Annotated in this window: 15 protein-coding genes; all 15 read right to left on the bottom strand. The window is 30.7% G+C overall.

The window, feature by feature from the left end; translation table 11 throughout:
* Window positions 1–1,249 precede the first annotated feature (1,249 nt).
* The 15 genes from AC5YGG_RS10285 to AC5YGG_RS10215 all read right to left on the bottom strand — a co-directional run bounded on the left by AC5YGG_RS10285 (window position 1,250) and on the right by AC5YGG_RS10215 (window position 19,137).
* On the bottom strand, window positions 1,250–1,999 hold the full coding sequence (locus AC5YGG_RS10285; protein WP_496144414.1) for a phage tail-like protein: 750 nt from the start codon (window positions 1,997–1,999) through the stop codon (window positions 1,250–1,252).
* A 21-nt stretch (window positions 2,000–2,020) separates the two neighbouring features.
* Complete coding sequence (locus AC5YGG_RS10280) at window positions 2,021–2,686, bottom strand: phage tail-like protein (protein WP_496144413.1); 666 nt, start codon at window positions 2,684–2,686, stop codon at window positions 2,021–2,023.
* Window positions 2,687–3,068: 382 nt separating this feature from the next.
* Window positions 3,069–4,370, bottom strand: coding sequence for a 30S ribosomal protein S12 methylthiotransferase RimO (rimO, locus tag AC5YGG_RS10275; protein WP_496144412.1), 1,302 nt, complete (start codon window positions 4,368–4,370; stop codon window positions 3,069–3,071).
* Window positions 4,371–4,556: 186 nt separating this feature from the next.
* Entirely contained in the window at window positions 4,557–5,501 is a 945-nt protein-coding gene (locus AC5YGG_RS10270; RefSeq protein WP_496144411.1) for a sugar transferase, read from the bottom strand.
* Window positions 5,498–6,559: a glycosyltransferase gene (locus tag AC5YGG_RS10265; protein ID WP_496144410.1), complete on the bottom strand. Its 1,062-nt coding sequence runs from the start codon at window positions 6,557–6,559 to the stop codon at window positions 5,498–5,500. Before AC5YGG_RS10265 ends, AC5YGG_RS10270 begins: the two co-directional genes overlap by 4 nt.
* Before the next feature lie 2 nt (window positions 6,560–6,561).
* Window positions 6,562–7,692 carry a right-handed parallel beta-helix repeat-containing protein gene (locus tag AC5YGG_RS10260; protein WP_496144409.1) on the bottom strand — a complete coding sequence of 377 codons (1,131 nt, stop codon included), beginning with the start codon at window positions 7,690–7,692 and terminating at the stop codon, window positions 6,562–6,564.
* A 6-nt stretch (window positions 7,693–7,698) separates the two neighbouring features.
* Window positions 7,699–8,511 (bottom strand): glycosyltransferase family 2 protein, encoded by an 813-nt coding sequence (locus tag AC5YGG_RS10255; protein WP_496144408.1) that lies wholly within the window; start codon window positions 8,509–8,511, stop codon window positions 7,699–7,701.
* A complete protein-coding gene (locus tag AC5YGG_RS10250) occupies window positions 8,508–9,533 on the bottom strand; it encodes an EpsG family protein (RefSeq protein ID WP_496144649.1) in 1,026 nt (341 codons plus the stop codon). Before AC5YGG_RS10250 ends, AC5YGG_RS10255 begins: the two co-directional genes overlap by 4 nt.
* Before the next feature lie 124 nt (window positions 9,534–9,657).
* Window positions 9,658–12,036 carry a GumC family protein gene (locus AC5YGG_RS10245; RefSeq protein WP_496144407.1) on the bottom strand — a complete coding sequence of 793 codons (2,379 nt, stop codon included), beginning with the start codon at window positions 12,034–12,036 and terminating at the stop codon, window positions 9,658–9,660.
* 122 nt (window positions 12,037–12,158) lie between these two features.
* On the bottom strand, window positions 12,159–13,253 hold the full coding sequence (locus AC5YGG_RS10240; RefSeq protein WP_496144406.1) for a glycosyltransferase: 1,095 nt from the start codon (window positions 13,251–13,253) through the stop codon (window positions 12,159–12,161).
* A 30-nt stretch (window positions 13,254–13,283) separates the two neighbouring features.
* Window positions 13,284–14,180 carry a glycosyltransferase gene (locus AC5YGG_RS10235; protein WP_496144405.1) on the bottom strand — a complete coding sequence of 299 codons (897 nt, stop codon included), beginning with the start codon at window positions 14,178–14,180 and terminating at the stop codon, window positions 13,284–13,286.
* The gene (locus tag AC5YGG_RS10230; RefSeq protein WP_496144404.1) at window positions 14,177–15,658 is read right to left on the bottom strand and encodes an O-antigen translocase; all 1,482 of its coding nucleotides are present in this window, start codon (window positions 15,656–15,658) and stop codon (window positions 14,177–14,179) included. The genes AC5YGG_RS10235 and AC5YGG_RS10230 overlap by 4 nt, the downstream gene beginning before the upstream one ends.
* Before the next feature lie 91 nt (window positions 15,659–15,749).
* On the bottom strand, window positions 15,750–16,862 hold the full coding sequence (locus AC5YGG_RS10225) for a DegT/DnrJ/EryC1/StrS family aminotransferase (protein ID WP_496144648.1): 1,113 nt from the start codon (window positions 16,860–16,862) through the stop codon (window positions 15,750–15,752).
* 446 nt (window positions 16,863–17,308) lie between these two features.
* Window positions 17,309–17,854, bottom strand: a complete 546-nt coding sequence (locus tag AC5YGG_RS10220) for a sugar transferase (RefSeq protein WP_496144647.1) — start codon at window positions 17,852–17,854, stop codon at window positions 17,309–17,311.
* Window positions 17,855–18,000: 146 nt separating this feature from the next.
* Complete coding sequence (locus tag AC5YGG_RS10215; RefSeq protein ID WP_496144403.1) at window positions 18,001–19,137, bottom strand: DegT/DnrJ/EryC1/StrS family aminotransferase; 1,137 nt, start codon at window positions 19,135–19,137, stop codon at window positions 18,001–18,003.
* Between the last annotated feature and the right edge of the window lie 22 nt (window positions 19,138–19,159).

Here is a 19,159-nt window from a genome sequence, read left to right as displayed (position 1 = left end):
AACTACCTATAAACAGGGGCTTTGAAAGACACTGTTAAATAGTGTTAAAAAAAACATACAAATGTTAATTTATTTAACTAATTGATGCATAATTTCATAATTTTAAAAATATAAAATACTGGTATTCAATTGTTTAAATAAAATCAAAAATTACTATTTTGAAGTCTAAAAGTCATTTAGGAATTAAAAAGTCTTAAGATTTAAAACTACTCAAATCATCGCTAAACACAAGACTGAAGGGCATTAGGCTTATCCTTTAGTTGTTATTTTAACAATAAATAAACTCTCGAAAAACAATAGAATTCATTACTTAATCATATTTTAAAGAAAAAGTTTTGGATTTCAACAAATTAAATGATCACCTATGCTCATCTGAATACATCAAAAATAAGTTTTAAAGATTAGATTAGAAAATTTTTAGTCAAAAATAAATTGATTTATATTGAAATATGAAGACAATTTAATTGTAAAAGTATTCAATAACCAAGATTGATATCTTTCTAACTAAGAAGAAAAGGCTAACCTTTATTTAAAGTAAGCTATTTTAAGTTTAAAAGGATAGTTTCATAGGCTTGGGGACAATATTGTATTTATGCAATTTAAAGCAAAGTTTTTAGCTCCGTATCTCATATTTTCAAGATGCAAAGGATGTAATCAATGAAATTGATTCTTTCTATGCAAATGCTTGTCCGCTAAGCTCTTTCAGCAAGAAAGTAGCACTTCATAACTTCCTACGATAAAAGACAGAAACTTATTTATTCAAATTAACTCAATTTTTCGCCTAACTTAACTTTCCTGCTTGATCTATTTAAAAGACTATACCAGTAAGGTTTTTAGGATCAAGCGCAAAAGTTGTGCGGCTTAGAATATTTAGATCTGTTTAATTTTAAAATTTAACGCAAAGGATTTCTATTATCTGGTGTTGTATTTTAGGAAGCAAAGCTTGAATCAATTGTATTGATTCTTTCTAAGCGTACGCGTATCTACATAGCTTCATCAGCGACTTTTGTCGCTTTCTTAGCTCCCTTATCAATAATCAATTCCATCATGTCTTTGCGTTTATAGAAAATTTAAGTATAAAGCTTAGAGGAGTAAAAAGATAATTTATTTTTTCCTTCACATTAACTAAACTTTTTACTTAGTCCACAACTTTTGCAGCTGATCCGGTTTTTATAAAAGAACTACATTATACAAAAACGAAAAAACCAATGACGGTGTCATTGGTTTTATATATAATTAAAATATAATCTTATTTGATGTATTCTAATACATAATCATATGTATCAGCAGGATACACTACAGACATGCTAGGAGAACCTGTAACAGCATTATTTGTAGTACCGATATTATAAGAATACAGGTCTCTAGAATACACTACTTTATTTCCAGTTCCGTTCACTTTATAGATAGTAATTCCGTATAAAGAAGTCATACCTGTAGGTGAAGGAATAGTCACTGAAGTAGAAGTACCTGTTGTAGTAAAGCTTCCTTTGATTGCATATACTTGTTTGTCTACTCCTGTACCAACATTAATTATTGTATTAGTAGCGACTTCATTAGTTCCGATAGTTACTTTAGGTGAAGCACCACCTACAGCAATCCATTGACCTGTAGAAGTTGCGTAAGAATTCGTTGCACCTCCAGTTGGGTTGGAGAAATAATAGAATCCTGGAGCAACAGTTTGACTACCAACACCTGATCCAGTAGTTGGTGTAGTACCTGATTTAGTATTATATACTATCATACCATCGTATGCAGTAGGGAAGTTGAAGTTACTTGTTGTAGCTGTAGCAAAGGTAAAAACAGTTAAATCTGTTCTAGGGAATGCAAGTCCTTTACCATTATTAGTTCCACCTGAGAATCCATTGGCAGAAGCATCCAAAAAAGCAGATTGTCCTGCAATGTTTGTACTAATAGCATTATTAGCTCTTAATTGAGCAAATGTTACATTTACAGATGCTGTAATAGCTAAAACTATTGAGGTTAAATATAATTTCATAATATAAATGTGTTTTTAAGATTAAAAGCTACTATAACTATACCAAACTGCTCCATCACAGATGTAGCTTAGTGAACCACCAGGACCTGTTGGAGAAAGAGTTGCTTGAGAATTAATAGTTCCAGAAGCACCTGTAATACTAAAACCTTGACCATTAGGTGTACTATCAATAAATGTAATAGTTTTACCGTTACTCTTAGTTAGAGCATCCAAGTTAAATGAAGATCCACCAATATTTACAATAACTGCATTACCCAAATCAGCATCAGAAATAGTATTTGCTGTTTGTAATCTTACAGACATACCAGCCGGTGCAGTATTAGCAACAAGTGGTCTCCAAACATTGTTACCGTTTGTACCATCATAGTAGTAAAAACCAGTACCAACAACATTTACTGTTTTACCAGTTCCTGTACCTCCTAATGCATTAACGAAAACAAGAGCTCCGTTCTGAGCACTAGCTCCAGTAGCTGTTCCGTTAGCATACGCGTTAGTTTTAGCTTCTAGATCTGCTCTTGACATACGAGGGACCAATACAGCATCAGGTCTAGCATTATCTGTAGTATTTGCTACTACATCTAGAGTTGCGGCAGGTGTGGTTGTGTTAATCCCCACTCTCCCTTGCTGAGCCTTTGAAAGCGCCGTAAAGGCAACGAGCATAGTCGCTGTTAATAAAAATTTTTTCATAAGTTTTTAAAGATTTTAATTACATTATTTTTCATCAATATTTCCAAAAGGAAAACATATCTCAATTGGTTATCATCTTGAAGCTAAATATACATAAATTTCTTTTTTAAATGAAACTTTCGCATCATTTTGATGAATAACTCCCTGAAAGCATATGATTTAAAAACATTGCTTATTGTGCAAATTTAAGACATAATTTTTTAATTTGTATACTTTATACAATAAATTTAAATAAATCTTAATACCTTAAAATCACAACGTATTCAAAATCAGAAACATAATGTTTTTAACCGAAAAATATCTATGTTAAAATCCATTAATATTTCAATTTTTCATTAATCAAAATATATTTTTTACTTACTGATTAATAGCTATTTATAATTTAAACTAATTCACCATATAAGTCAAATTCTTCAGCTGAAGTAATTTTCACATCTGCAAACTCACCAATAGAAATATAAGTGTCTTCAGCAGATACTAAAACCGTGTTATCTACATCCGGAGAATCATACTCTGTTCTTCCGATAAAGTAGTTTCCTTCTTTACGATCAAAGATACATCTGAACACTTTTCCTATTTTCTCCTGATTCTTTTCCCAAGAGATTTGAGATTGTAATTCCATGATCTCTTCTACTCTTGCTTCTTTTACTTCCTGTGGAATATCATCATCCAATACGTGAGCGGTAGTATTTTCTTCATGAGAATATGTAAAGCATCCCAATCTATCAAACTTTTGTTCTCTTACCCAGTCTTTAAGTTCCTGGAATCTTTCTTCGGTTTCTCCCGGGTATCCTACAATCAAGGTAGTTCTGATAGCCATATCCGGCACTTTCTCTCTGAATTTTCCTAAAAGAGCGTCTGTTTTTTCATGGGTAGTTCCTCTTTTCATTGATTTTAACAGATCAGAATTGATATGCTGAAGTGGAATATCAATATAGTTACAAACTTTCGGTTCTTCACGAATAATATCTAAAACATCTTCCGGGAAACCACTTGGAAATGCATAATGTAGACGAATCCACTCTACACCTTCTACTTTTACCAATTCTTTTAATAAGTCACCTAATGCACGTTTTTTATAAAGATCTAATCCATAATAAGTAAGATCCTGTGCAATAAGAATTAACTCTTTTGTCCCTTTTTTTGCTAATTTCTGAGCTTCAGTAACTAGCTTCTCGATAGGTGTTGAAACGTGACCACCTCTCATCAAAGGAATAGCACAGAATGAGCATGGTCTATCACATCCTTCAGAAATTTTCAGGTAGGCATAATGCTTTGGAGTGGTTGTTAATCTCTCTCCTACCAATTCATGTTTATAGTCTGCTCCCAAATGTTTCAATAATACCGGAAGGTCTCTTGTTCCGAAGTACTGATCTACATCTGGAATTTCTTTAATCAAATCTGGTTTATATCTTTCGGAAAGACAGCCTGTAACAAATACTTTTTCTACTTCACCTCTGTTTTTAGCGTCAACATAATCAAGGATTGTATTGATAGATTCTTCTTTTGCATTGTCAATAAATCCGCAGGTATTGATTACCACAATATCTCCACGGTCTTCGTGAACCACTTCTTTACCATTGGCTTTCAACTGGCTCATTAATACTTCGGAATCGTATACATTTTTGGAACATCCAAGTGTCACTACATTGATTTTCTTCTTCCCTACAGATTTTGTACGCATCTTTTTGATTTTGAGTGTGCAAAGATACAAAATATTGATAGAGTAAAAATTAAAAAATAAAAACCACTTTAAAAAAGTGGTTTTCAAGGATATGCTTTAAAAGTTTTTTTCTTTAAAACTAGGTGCATTTTGCTCTTTTCTTAGCGGATAGCATATTTAAGATTTCAAAAAAATAAATGTTTTAAATTAATGACTATTCATCGTAAGTACAACTTTTATTGTTTTTAGAAGTGTAAGAACATCTAGCTTAAAGCTATAATTTTTAATATAATATAAATCGTATTCCAGTTTCTTAAGATTGTCTTTTGGGGTTGCCTTGGGCAAATGTACTTGTGCCCATCCAGTAACTCCAGGTTTTACTAAATGCCTTAAATCGAAATATGCATTCTCTCTGATAGATTCCTGCACAAATTTTGGTCTTTCGGGTCTTGGTCCGATGAGACTCATGTTTCCATTTAAAACATTAAACAATTGTGGTAGCTCATCAATTTTAATAATTCTTAAAATTTTACCAACTTTTAAAAGTCTATCATCATTTTTTTGAGTAAAATCTCCATTATGATGTAGCCTCATTGTTCGGATTTTATAAATTTTAAATGGAATTGAATTTTTTCCAATTCTTTCTTGAACAAAGAAAACACTTCCTGGGGAACTGATGAAAATTAATAAGCAACCAACAGCAACAAGGGGAATTGAAAAAGGTAAAATAATCAAACTTACTGTTATATCGAAAATGCGTTTGAAAATTTCATTTCGTTTTTTAAGCCCTATTGAAAAAATATTGTCTGCAAAATATTCATTGGTTTCAAACTTAACTAAAGGGATTCTGTTATTTATTACTTCATAAAATTCCTGAGCATCATAAACTTTGATTCCTTTTCTTCTATTCTCAATAATTTCGTTGGTTATTTTCTCCGAAATATGATTAATATTTGAGGTTTCGATAATTATGGTTTTAATTTTTAGTTTAATAATATAATCTGAAATACTCCTTTTTGCTGTTTCTGTATTAAAGAAAATAACTTTATAGTTTTTGATAAAATCAGTTTCTTTAAGTAACTTGTAAGAAATATCACTAACGTTTACAAAAAGAAGCCTTTGAGGGGTTGTTACTTTTGAAGTAGTCTTCATTTGTGTGTTTTTGTATAAATGTAAATATATTGATTATACATTTCTTCAATCGTAAATTTACTTTCGAATATTTGCCTTGATTTTTGTGCAAATTTCTCATAATTATTTTGATTAGCAAGTATAATTGTAATAGAATTTATAATCTGTGGTAAATTATCATTAGAAACAAGCATTCCATTACCTTCAAGCAATTCGGAAATTCCACCAACATCAGACGCAATAATAGGCTTTGAATAACACAAAGCTTCAATAAGTGATATTGGCAGACCTTCAAAGTCTGATAATAATAAAGCTACATCCGCATATTTATAATACATATAGGCATCTTCTCTTTCACCTAGCATAGTAACATTTTTAGGAACTTTGGTCATCTGTTCTTTATTACCAATCCAAACAAACTGATAATTTGTGTCTAAAAAAGCTTCTGCTACTTTACAAAACAAATCAAATCTTTTAGGCAAAGCCAATCGTGAAATAGAAAGTATTATTTTTCTATCAGTATTTTCTTTTATTTTATATAATATATTTTCGGGATCATACTCATTATCTTTTATAGTGAAGTCCTTAATACCATTTCGAACAAGAAAAACATTATCTTTTATTCCTTCTTTTTTTAAATTAAATGTATCATATTCGCTTACTCCTACAATGGCTTTACATCTTTTTTTTAGAGCTTTTTCAATTGGTAGAAATTTTCGATATCTCAATCTTATTGAATCAAATCCATGTACTGTGTATACAATTTTTGATTCTGGTAAACATAATCTTCCTAAAATTCCAATCTTAGAGGAGTGTAAATGAATAATATCTGGTTTAATTTCATTATATATCTTCCTTAAATCATTAATTACCAATATATCTTTCATACTTATTGCATGATAAAGATTTTTTAATTTTATTTGGATGACATCCTTATGTAAGGCATTCCACATCTCTCCAAACACAGAAGAAGCTACAAAGACCTGATGTCCTTGTTCTATTGACTTTTCAGCTAAGTTAATTACAACAGACTGAGCTCCTCCTAATTCTGCAAGGGTAATAACGTGTAAAATTTTCATTTCTACTGAGTCAATTTTGTGTTCTTAAGATTTTGAATACTGTTTTCAAAATCTTGTTTCTTTTGTTTATTATCAATTTTAATTTTTGAGAAGATAATATTGATACGATGGTCTTGAGGAGTTTTCCAATATGCTATATCTCTACTCTTTTCCCAACTTGAATTTTTTACAGTAATATTTCCAGTAACATCGAATTTATTTTTAATATTATTTAAAGAGGTTAAAAAGCCATGTCTTGATCCTGAGTCAACATGTCCATCAATAACTATATTTGTTATTTTTGCATCTTTACTATTGTCTGTACTTAACCCGTTAAGATTAACTGAAATTCCTGCAGATCCATTATTATAAGTATAAACGTTTTTAATTAAGATATTTTTAAGTGTATCTTTATCCCAGCTGGGTTCTATATCAATCCCAGATTCTGGATCGTGTCCATGTGTGTTTGAAATCAAAATATTCTGGACCAGTATCTGTTTCCCTGAAGTAATAGAAATACCATTTCTTCTTGCCTGATCTATCCAACCGCCATCAACAATTACATTTTCAGAAAATCCTCCACTTTCAGAACCAATAAAAATTCCATCTCCATATGTATCTGTAATTTTTGGATTTACAATTTTTATATTTTTGGAATTTAAAACAGAAATGCCAGCACTCCATTGCCCACTTTGCTGAAGTTTACTATTTCTACTTCCAACGATTATAGGATTTATTATTTGTACATCATGGACATCATAAATTTTTACCACATCCGAGTAGCTTCCATTAGCAGGCCCTAAAAAATAAATTTTGGTATTTTTCTGAAAAATGATCTTTTTTCCTGAGCCTATCTTAAGACCATTTTTATTAATCAGTATGGTGGAATTCGGTAATAAGATATTTTCGTAGGTATCAATAATTTTCTGGATAATTGCTGTATGATCATCTCCTTTTAGTATCTCATCTCCCACAACATACATTTTATCCTTTAAGTAATATAAACTTTTATAATCAGGAGAATAATAATTTGTAATCGTCTTTTGGGAAACGGCTTTGATTGAAAACCCTTGTGCAATACCTTCACAACTCAGTAGTATGAATCCTAATGATATTTTTAAAAAAAATAAATGAAAAAAATCTTTATACATCATCCTATTTTATATATAAAATTTATAATTTTTCTTCTTTATTTTGATATCATTTCTATTTTGAATCAGAAAACTCTCATTTCCAAACAAGTCAAATACAAAATATACTATACAAGATAGCAAATATTTAGCAGAAAATGTAAAATAACGCTTCGAAAACCTATGTTTTTTAATCATATACCATATACCTGGCAACCCCTTGAGGTATTTTTCATAGTATTTATTTCCTATTTCTCTATAAAAAAGGAGTGGTTCTCCGGAAACTTTAAAAATATATTTATCTGCTGTTCTTAACCATAGTTCTGCATCTTCGATACGAATGGCATTCACATCATAGGGATTATTTTTAAACCAAATCGTTTTTGCCATTACAGTAGGATGTGAAAATGTGTGAGTACGGATAAGCTGTTCATCAGAAATATCCATTCTTTTCCCTGTCACATTATTATTTTCATCAATAGAGTAAACATTACTTCCTAAAACATCAATTTCGGGATTGCTTTTTAATATTTTAAGCTGATGTTCAATTCTTTTAGGATGCATAATATCATCTGCATCCATTCTTGCTAAAAATTCAGTCTCTGTTATGAAAGGAATTTGGTTTAAGCGGTTCCCCAAATTAAGATTCTTACCATCAGATAAAATTCTTATTCTTTGATCATTCTGATATTTCTGCGCTATTTTTAAGGAAGAATCTGTAGAACCATCATCTATTAACAATAGAATGAAGTCCTTATATGTTTGAGATAAGACAGAAAGAATTGCTTGTTCGAGATATTCTTCTGCATTGTAAAATGGTATTGCAACAGTTACTTCCGTCATTTGCTATTATTATAGATATTAAAGAACACAAAAATAAATATAAAAAACATAACAGTAATCATCCCATACTTTGAAGTATTTTTAATACTGAATAAGGGGGCAATTAGAAATGGGATCATAATCCATGACATGATTCCCCACCTATCTGAATAGGGGATTTGAAACATCATAAAAAATACGCCACTCATGAGCATATAGTACTTTAAAAGCAATTTGTAATTCTCATTTTCATTTTTCAATAATTTATAATTGATTAAAGAAAAAATAATCAAAAATATTGTATTAAAAATGGCAAACTGAGCTTTAAAGCCAACAACAAACTCTCCATCAGTTCCTTGACCTTTCACATAAAAATCTGCCCGTTTACTGTCAATTACCAAAAAGTAATTTAAAAAAGAACCTAAAGATAAAATACTGCCTCCAAGCGCTGATATTCCTAATAAAATAAAATACCAAACATAATAATAGTTCAATGTTATTTTTTTCAGTAATAAAATGATAAAAAACAAGAAAAGTATAACAGCAGAAGTTACATGAAATCCTATTGCCAAAATAAAAGGCACCAACCAGCTTTTGATATTATTCTTATCTTTAATATAATAACTGATCGCCAACAACACTAAGGCAAGAGATACTCCCTGTCTTATAATATTAATTCCAAGCTGAATAAAAAAGATAAGACTTACAAAAGCAAAGCCAACTAAAAGAAAGTTAGCTTTAAAATTTTCAATGTATATATTAATACTCCAAAAAATAATAGAGACATATAATAAACTTATAGCGAATAAAAAATAATGGTAATTCTCTGTAAAAAAACGAATCAGGATGATAAAATATTTAAAAATAATCTGAACACCAAAATCGATATTTGAATAGGTAAGGAATTGCCATTTATACAATTCTGTATCCGTTCCGATATCCGAATCTCTAAAACCGAAAAGAAAGGCAATGATTATAAATAAAAGGAATGTAACAAGCTGGGAAATATTATTATAATTCTTCTTTTTAATATCTATATACATCGAAAATATAAATGCTGCAATAGCAAATACAAAGTATATAGTATAGTACTTTAAATTAAAAACATCCATTAATGTTACCTTAAAAACCTATAATATTTATTTTTCTATTCTATTTAATCCTAATCTATCTGTTAAAAAAAGATTTTATTCTACTACCTAGTGTATTTTGTCGGTCTGCACTTTTATAGCCGTATCCATGTTTGTTGCCATATCCAAAATTTTCAACTTTAACATCGTTAAGAACAAAATTAACGTTCCTTAATTTATCTTTTGCTACATTGTCTGCATATTCAATAAATGCTTTTTCAGTTTTTTCTGAGCGAGCAACATAAAGAATGGCATCTGCATATTTTACTATGATAAATGTATCTGTAACGGGCATTAATGGTGCTGAATCTATAATAATGTAATCGTATTTCCCTGCGAGCTTTTCTAATAAAACAGTATAATTACCATTCTCAAAAAGTTCTACCGGATTTGGAGGGATAATTCCTGAAAAAATAAAATCACAGTTAGCATTAAATCCGCTTGGATAAATAATATCCTCTACTCTATCAACAGATCCATATAAAAACTCTGTCAATCCGTAAGCATTCTTCATTTCCGGTTTATATCTCTGTAACTGAGGGTTTCTGATATCAGAACCTATAACAAGAACTTTTTTACCTGGTTTGGCAATACTTAATGCTAAATTAATAGAAATAAAAGTTTTTCCTTCTCCTTTCACACTAGATGTCACAAGTATAATTTTATCTTTTTCTTTAGAAACAGGTAAAAGCATATTAACATTGGTAGCCAAAATTCTAAAAGATTCTGCTAATGGAGATATATCATTGGGCTTAATTAAGTTATTCTCCTTTACAGTTAAATGTGGTATTTCTGCGATAACTGGTATATTGCTATGCTTACCAATACTTTTATTATCGGAAATTCTTGTATTCAAAAATTGTTTAAAAAATAAAATTAAAAAAGGAATCCCAGCTCCGAGTAATACAGCTAATCCAATAATAATCATTTTCTGAGGAGCCACTGGTTTTCTTTTAGCATAAGCTAGATCCAATATTCTTGCTTTATCTGAAGACATGGCTAATGTAATAGCAGTTTCTTCTCTTTTCTTCAATAAAACTAAATATAGCTCTTCTTTAATTTGCTGCTGTCTCTCAATATTTCTGAAAACCCGCTCAAAAGAAGGAATTTTTCTTAACTCATTATTGCTTTTCTTTTCTATAGAGGAAACATTATTAATAGCCAACTGAATATTTGATCTATTTTTATCAAGACCTTCTTTTATGGTAGACCTTAGCACTTTTATTTCATCATCCAACTCTTTTACAAGAGGGTTTTTGGTTGTAGCATTTTCAAGTAATCTATTCCTATTTATAATAAGTTGATTATAAGATGTAATATTACTAATTGCAGTACCATTATCTAAACCTATATTAGCAGGTAATATATCATCATAAGATTTGTTATTCAAATAACTCATGTACATATTATTGAGTTCCAGCTGAGTATACAATTCTAATCTCTTCTTCTCAGCTTCTGTATTAGTTTGCAAGTTTACACCTGCTTCGGAGGGTATATCAACAATATTATTATCCGTCTTAAAATTTTCTTTCTTAACTTCTACATCACCTAACTCTTTCGAGATCAGCGTGACTCTTTCATCTATAAATTCCTTCGTCTTTTCCGATTCTGCATTCTTTTCAACAATTGCTTCGTTATTATATTTTCTTACGAGAGTGTTCAAAATATCCTTTGCCTTATCTATATTCTGATATTTCAGAGACAAACTGATAACTGTAGCTTCTTTATTACTAAGCCCAACACTCAGTGTTTCTTGCAAATCATCAATAACAGCTTCTTTGTTTTTATAAATAAAATATAATGAATTATAGTTGTTAACTACTTTTAATTGTTTAGGATTGAATAATGGATTTTTTATAATCATCAGATTAGCGTACGGTAAGCTTATCGTTCTATTAAAAAAAGTCTTTATTGGCCTTTCCAATTCTTCAGAGCTTAATTCTAGTGCATCACCATTAATTGTCAGATTAATTCTTTTATCGGGCAGTTGGGCAAAAGGTTTTTCATTAATCACTTGGATTATAATTGGAGACTGTATTCTGTAGAGTTCGGTATCATGAAGTCTACCAATACTAAAAACAGAGCACTGCAAAGGTAATTCATTAATTACTTCAGAAAGGATTTTCTTGGAAGATAGTACTTCCATTTCATTTTCAACGGTATTTGACCCAAAACCTGAAAAAGCAGATAGTCCTTGCATTTCAGCAATATCAGAAGCCGGATTGCCATTTTTCTTTGCATCTTTAATTAAGATTTTTGTTAAAACTTCATATACCGGGGTTGTCATTTTAATATATATGAAACCCAGTGTTGTCGCTAATAACACACAAATAACAAACCAATACCATTTTTTTATATATGGCTGTATAATTTCTTTCAGTGAATCTTCTGTTGAATTCTGATATTCTTTCTCCATGTCTATATTACCCTGAATTTTGGTTGACGAATATAAATAATTTTATTTAAAAAAACGTTTCTTACTCTTTAGTACTATTTCTAATAATTTAATATGATCTTAAATTATTTTATATTTTTGATTTACTTGTAGAACTTTTCTAATAATTCTATATTGGAATCCAGATCAAATCCTTTTTTACGGAGTACTTCGTAAACATTTTCTGAAAAAAAAGACTGCCTCTTGTACTTTAAAATTTCATCAACCCAGCTATCAACTTTATCAATTTCCAGAAATTTAATTAGACCTAAGCCTAAATCAGTTTCACTTGAAACCCTATTTGAAACCAATGCGAGAAGACCTATAGCCTGGCTTTCTACCAAGACCATAGGAAACCCTTCAAATTTAGATGGCAGCAAAAGTATATCTGCCCCGGCCATTAACTCTGCCACGTCCGAACGTACATCCATTAAAACAACCTGATCACTAAGGTTCAAATTCCTAATCATTTCCAAAATAGGACCATGTTCTTCTCCTTTTCCTACAATCATAAAAGTAAGTTCATGACCTAAATCTTTTATTTTTTTTACTATTTCCAGAGAGAATTTATGATTTTTAAGATCTGTAAGGCGACCTACCTGTATAATTTTTAGCCCCTTATGTTGTGTTATAGCATCCCAATAATTTTCACATTGTTTTTTTATAATTCTGAATTTATTCAGATCAATTGAATTATTGATAATGGTAAAATCCGAATTCTCACCAAACAAATATCTTCCTGCTAGATCACCACAGGCAATCTTTTGTGTAGCAGAGAAAGCAATATTTTTTTTTAATAAAAATTCATATGCTCTATCAATAATTGTCATATGCTGCTTATAAACCGTACTATGAGAGTGGGATATTCTTTTGTTTATGCCTGCCAGTTTTGCAGCTGTAAGCTGAAATCCATCATTAAGCAGTAAATGGCTGTGAACAATATCGAATTTCCCTCTATTTTTATTTAAGAAATTATAAAAATTATAAAACCGGATCAATGAGTTTCCTCCATTTATATTGATGAGTTCACCTCCTAAAGATCTAATTTCATCATCATAATCACCTTTAGCACCATTGAATATTAAAAAGTAAAACTTGAATCTGTTTTTATCTATTCTACGCAGAAAATTCATCAACAAGGTTTCCGCCCCCCCTCTGTTCATTTGGCTAACAATATGCAGTACATTTATTTTTTTCATTTTCAATCAATATTAAAATAAATAATTTACTTACAATTTAAACAGTACAGCATACAGGACTTTGGGAATAATTCCAGGTCTGTTTAACCCTAACTTTTCGAAAAGTATGGCAGTTTTATGTTTCAGCTTTTCTTTTTTAAAATAAAAAGTTAATTTTCTATTTTTAAAAAAAACTTCAATAAAATTTATATATTCATATGCAAATTTAGCAGATATAAATGGTTTCCTATTTTTCATTACAGATTTTGAATGTATCCTATAACGTATGGTAGATTCTTCCAAAAGATAAATCTTTATTCCATTTTCTGTAAGTTTTAACCATAGTGGGAAATCTTCCATCATTTTAAATCTCTCATCATATCCCCCAACTTTATCCAAAACTTTTTTTTCAATGAACATTGAAGGGGCAGCAACAACATTTCCATAATTTTGAAGATATTTATTCTGTAATTCCGCAGTTTGTAATTTGAAAAACTTAAGGTTCTTTTCAAATGGAACCTTACCTGTTGACAGGCCGGACAATACATCAACATACATCTCTGAAAATGACTGTAATGCTTGTATGGATGGATTCTTTTTAATATAATCAATGTTTTGTATTATACAGTCTTCAAATAAAGAATCGTCTCCAGCAATTAATTTTACCCAATCACCCTGAACATGTATAAGTCCCCTATTACAATTTGCCGAAATTCCGGCATTTTCTTTTACAGTACTTATTTCAGTACGAATAAATCTGCCTTTATTCTCCAGCAGCCATGCGTTGCAAAGTTCAACTGTCTTATCTTTAGAACAGTCGTCAGAAATAATCAGCTCAATATTCTGATAAGTCTGATTTTTAATACTGTCCAATGTTTCCAGTACAGTACTTTCTGAATTATATGTGATTACTATAACTGAAACTAAAGGATTCTGGATCATTTTCATTTTCTTCTGAATTTTGAAATTAAGCTTTTAATGCTTATGATATTATTGATATGATAGATTGAATATATTCCTGTAATCATCACCATTATACATCCAAGACTATATGAAACATAATCATTATCTATCATTCTCATCATTAAAAGCGCAATAATGGCTATAGAGATTTGTACAATAAATAATTTTAAGAAAGAAATATCAAAGTAAAAACTATAAATCTTTTTTGAAATAAAAAACATTTGTACAGCATAAATAATATACCCTGCAAGGAATGAAATTCCCAATCCTTCCAACCCCCCATAATAAAACCCTATACAATTTAATATAGTCATATATATATTAGCTGTTAATTCACTCCAGAAAAATAGCTGAGTTGAGCCTTTGGCTAATATAATATAGCTCATTAACCAGGAAGAAGCTTTAAAGAAAACGCCAATCATTGCATATTGTATCATCGAATTGATAGGCAAAAAATCTTTACTATAAAGCATTCTAATAGCAAGATTAGCAAACACAACGAATATTGTAATGATAGGACCCAAAATCAACAAGGCTACATTTCCCTGCTGATTTACTGTTTCTATATATTTTAGTTTATCATGTATTACTGCTGATAATCTGGGATAATAATCGGTTGCCATTGCTGTAAAAATAATTCCGACATAGGAGTTAACGATTCCAAAACCGGCATTATAAAATCCTACATCATCCAGCCCGCCAATACGGGTTATAAAAATTCTGACAAGATAGGTACATCCCGTAGCAATGATACCGCTAAGACTTAAAAAAAAACCTAACTTTAGCATGGGCAATCCTTCTTCCCAGCTTTTCTTAAAACTTATTGGCTGTAAACTGATGTTAAGTTTTTTATAAAATAACTGAGTAATTGCCAGAGTTGTACAGGATAATATAATCATTGCTGGAACAATTCCGTTTATTCCATATAAAAAATATAATGGTAATGTAATCAGTAAGGATACTACAGAACTTGATATATTGGCATATGCAAGCCATTTAAGTTGCCGTGTTCCTTGTAAAACCGCATCTTTTCCCAAGGTAAGCTGTCCTAAAAACAAAGTAATGGACAAAAAAATAAAAGACCAGGTATAATCATAATTATCAAATGTCAGTTTTGATAATAAGGGAGAAAGTACCAAAGTTAAAATCATTCCAAAGGTGCCTGTCAGCCAAACTAACTTATTAACAATACTTATTACATGTAAAAGCCGCCCTTCGTTTTGATTTTCATTGGCTACTGCAATATCTTTTATACTGCTTACTCCTATTCCAAAATTAGCAATTGAAGACAGTAAGCTAATGGTAGAATTTAGCAGTCCTGCCACTCCCATCCCCATCGGCCCCAATAAAATCGCAATAAATTTAGAACGTATTACAGAAATCAAAATATTGATAAACTGAACGCCACCAAAAATTGATGTAGCCTTAAAAATCTGTCGGTATGACACGTTTTCATTACTCATAGTTTCTGACAATTTCTAATGAATTATCCGAAATATTCCACACTGTTTTTAATAAGAAACAAAGTTGCATTCTTTGGGTATTAAAGTAATTTCAAATTCTGTTGGAATAAGAATTTATAATATGAATTACTTTATCTATTTCTTCATTAGCCATAACAGGGCTTATAGGTAAGCTTAAGACTTCACTATGAATCTGCTCAGTAATAGGAAAACTCAAATAATTCAAATCTTTATAAGCCTCTTGTTGATGAGGCGGTATAGGATAATGTATGAGTGTCTGTATATTATTATCAGAAAGATAATTCTGAAGATCATTTCTCGATTTTGTTCTGATCACGAACAAATGCCATACATGTTCTTTTTCCTTTTCTGGAAACTCAGGAAGTATAATCTCCGGATTATTTATTTCTGCAATATACCTGCGAGCAATTTCTCTTCTTTTTTGATTTTCTGTATCAATGTACTTAAGCTTAACATCTAAAACAGCTGCTTGTATCTCATCCAATCTGGAATTTAATCCCTGATATATATTGATATACTTTTCTTTAGAGCCATAATTAGCTAAAGCTCTGATACAACTCGCCAAGTCTTCATCATTGGTAGTTATTGCTCCTGCATCACCTAAAGCCCCTAAATTTTTGCCAGGATAAAAACTAAACCCTGCCGCATCACCTAGATTTCCTGACTTTACTGAATTCCATTCAGCTCCTATTGTCTGTGCGTTATCTTCAATGATTTTAAGATTATGCTTAGTGGCTATATCTTTAAGGTCTTCGGAAAAAACTATTTTGCCATACAGATGTACAATCAGTATTCCTTTAGTTTTTGAAGTAATTTTTTCCTCAATTTTAGAAACATCAATATTATAATTGTTGATATCTGGTTCTACTAAAACAGGAATAAGCCCATTATCTGAAATTGCAAGAACAGAAGCAATGTATGTGTTGGCAGGAACTATAATTTCGTCTCCCTGCTGAAAAATTCCTAGTTCAATATAGGCGCGAAGAATTAATCTTAAAGCGTCTAATCCATTAGCCACCCCTATGGCATGTTGAGTGCCTATATATTTTGCTAAATTAAATTCAAAATTTTTCACCTCATTTCCTAAAAGATACCAACCTGAACGAAAGGTATTAAGCAATCTTTCCTCTATCTCTTGCTGATGAACAAGGTTTATTTTCTGTAAATCTAAAAATTTAATCATCATTTTATTATAAGTAAGTAATCTTCCTTTTTCTGTCAATTCATCCTTTTTACTTTGTAGGATTTCTAAACCGTATTGACAGACACATTTTTTGATAATAACATTCTCCTTCCCTATTAATAAATTTCCATCTATATATTGCCAGTAACAATTGTCGAATTTGTCCCAATCGATATTACTTTTTTTATTATGATCCTGGTAAAAACTTCTATTACTTTTTTGAACGGGAAATCCTCAGATGTAACACCTTCTAAAATATACTCCAGACTATTCATAAAATGATCAATTCCTATTTTATCCAATATCTTGGGAAGATACTTTAATTACGGTATATGGCTATTCATCTCTAATTTTTATACCTTACAAATATATCTAATATTTTACACAATATCTACATTCTTGATTACTTATACTAATAATAAATATTTAAGATTTTTTTATTTTCCTTATTTACTCATGGTAAAAAATGTTTTTAATAGGATTAAAATATCATTTTTAAAAGAAAGATGGTTATAATACTCCAAATTCATCCTTATTTTATCAGGAAAAAGAACTTCATCATTATATTGCAAAGGATTTTTCTGTAAACTCAATAGTTTTTCTTCGTTTCTGTATTTAATACCCGCCTCACTGGTAAGCCCTGGTTTTAAAAGAAGAACAAGACAATCTTCCCCTTCCAGTTTATCATAATAACCAGGAATATCGGGTCTGGGGCCTACCAAAGACATGTCTCCTTTTAAGATATTAAATAACTGAGGAAGTTCATCCAGTTTCGTTCTTCTCATCCAGCGCCCCACAGAGGATTTCTGTCTGGTTTTAGTATCCAGTGTTTTGAACTTATAAATTGTGAACGGTTTAGCGTAACGACCTATACGTTGTTGGAAGAATATTCCAGGGAAACCTGTATCCCAGGAAGTAAGAATGAAAAGTATAATAAAAACTGGCAACAGTGCCATAATTGCCAAAAATGCGATACTGTAATCCATCAGCATTTTCCAGAGAGGGTATTTTTTCAAAGTATTTGTATTGTTACAAATATATAAAAATGTTTGGATTTTATAAGCTTATTAAAGCTATTACAAAGGAGATGTTCTATAAGAGATAAACAAAAATCAGCTTTTAATAAAGCTGATTTTTATTATTTAGAGAAAAACTTTTCTATGATATTTTGTATTCTCTGTCTATCTCCCTCTTCAAGATTGGAGCCTGAAGGTAAACATAAACCATGCTCAAATAATGTTTCTGCTACATTTTTGCCATAATATGGAGCATCCGCAAAAACAGGCTGCATATGCATTGGCTTCCATAAAGGTCTGGATTCTATATTATCTTCAAGTAATGCCAATCTGAGATCTTCTCTATTCTTACCTGCCAAACTTTCATCTATCGTAATTGCAGAAAGCCAGTGATTAGAATAATAATCTTCATTAGGTTCTGTAAAAACATCTACTCCATCAATATCCCGGAATAGTTTTATATAGAAATCATGCATTTTTCTGCGTGCATTGATTCTGTCTTTCAAAACTTCCATTTGCCCACGACCTATTCCGGCAGAAATATTACTCATTCTGTAATTGTATCCTATATGTGAATGCTGATAGTGGGGTGCATTATCTCTGGCCTGGGTGGATAAAAATACGGTATGTTGCTTATCAGATTCTGAGTGGCAAACCAAAGCACCTCCGCCGGAAGTTGTGATTATTTTATTACCGTTAAAGGATAAAATTCCAAAACGTCCGAAAGTTCCACATGACCTTCCTTTATAGTTTGAGCCTAATGCTTCAGCAGCATCTTCAATTAACGGGATATTATATTTTTCTGCGATGGCTGAAATTTCATCCATTTTCGCAGGCATACCATACAGATGAACTATAATAATAGCCTTCGGCTTATTTCCTTTTGAGATTCGATCTTCTATTGCCTCGTGTAAGGCAACAGGACACATATTCCATGTATCTTTTTCAGAGTCTACAAAAACAGGTTTTGCTCCCTGATAGACTATAGGATTAGCAGAGGCTATAAAAGAAAAAGTTGAAGTAAGGACTTCATCATCATTCTTTATTCCTAAAGATATGAGTGCCAGATGTATGGCAGATGTAGCAGAATTCAGAGCACAGACCTGTGTTTCGCAGCCAAGGAATTTCTCAAGACTATTTTCAAATTCATTAATATTTTCACCTATTGAGGTGACCCAATTTTTATTGAAAGCATCTTCAATAAAAGCCAGTTCATTACCTGAAAGATGAGGGGATGAAAGCCAAATTTTATTTTGCATTGTGTTATATTCAATAGCAAAT

This window comes from Chryseobacterium sp. CS2K3, from assembly GCF_059515185.1.
This window is presented reverse-complemented; position numbering and strand designations above follow the sequence as displayed.

Coding starts and splice junctions, on each gene's coding strand:
- AC5YGG_RS10265 (WP_496144410.1), bottom strand. CDS start 6,559: ATGAAAATTTTACACGTTATTACCCTTGCAGAATTAGGAGGAGCTCAG.
- AC5YGG_RS10285 (WP_496144414.1), bottom strand. CDS start 1,999: ATGAAATTATATTTAACCTCAATAGTTTTAGCTATTACAGCATCTGTA.
- AC5YGG_RS10230 (WP_496144404.1), bottom strand. CDS start 15,658: ATGAGTAATGAAAACGTGTCATACCGACAGATTTTTAAGGCTACATCA.
- AC5YGG_RS10245 (WP_496144407.1), bottom strand. CDS start 12,036: ATGGAGAAAGAATATCAGAATTCAACAGAAGATTCACTGAAAGAAATT.
- AC5YGG_RS10260 (WP_496144409.1), bottom strand. CDS start 7,692: ATGATGTATAAAGATTTTTTTCATTTATTTTTTTTAAAAATATCATTA.
- AC5YGG_RS10220 (WP_496144647.1), bottom strand. CDS start 17,854: ATGCTGATGGATTACAGTATCGCATTTTTGGCAATTATGGCACTGTTG.
- AC5YGG_RS10215 (WP_496144403.1), bottom strand. CDS start 19,137: ATGCAAAATAAAATTTGGCTTTCATCCCCTCATCTTTCAGGTAATGAA.
- AC5YGG_RS10235 (WP_496144405.1), bottom strand. CDS start 14,180: ATGAAAATGATCCAGAATCCTTTAGTTTCAGTTATAGTAATCACATAT.
- AC5YGG_RS10240 (WP_496144406.1), bottom strand. CDS start 13,253: ATGAAAAAAATAAATGTACTGCATATTGTTAGCCAAATGAACAGAGGG.
- AC5YGG_RS10250 (WP_496144649.1), bottom strand. CDS start 9,533: ATGTATATAGATATTAAAAAGAAGAATTATAATAATATTTCCCAGCTT.
- AC5YGG_RS10280 (WP_496144413.1), bottom strand. CDS start 2,686: ATGAAAAAATTTTTATTAACAGCGACTATGCTCGTTGCCTTTACGGCG.
- AC5YGG_RS10225 (WP_496144648.1), bottom strand. CDS start 16,862: ATGATTAAATTTTTAGATTTACAGAAAATAAACCTTGTTCATCAGCAA.
- AC5YGG_RS10255 (WP_496144408.1), bottom strand. CDS start 8,511: ATGACGGAAGTAACTGTTGCAATACCATTTTACAATGCAGAAGAATAT.
- AC5YGG_RS10270 (WP_496144411.1), bottom strand. CDS start 5,501: ATGAAGACTACTTCAAAAGTAACAACCCCTCAAAGGCTTCTTTTTGTA.
- rimO (WP_496144412.1), bottom strand. CDS start 4,370: ATGCGTACAAAATCTGTAGGGAAGAAGAAAATCAATGTAGTGACACTT.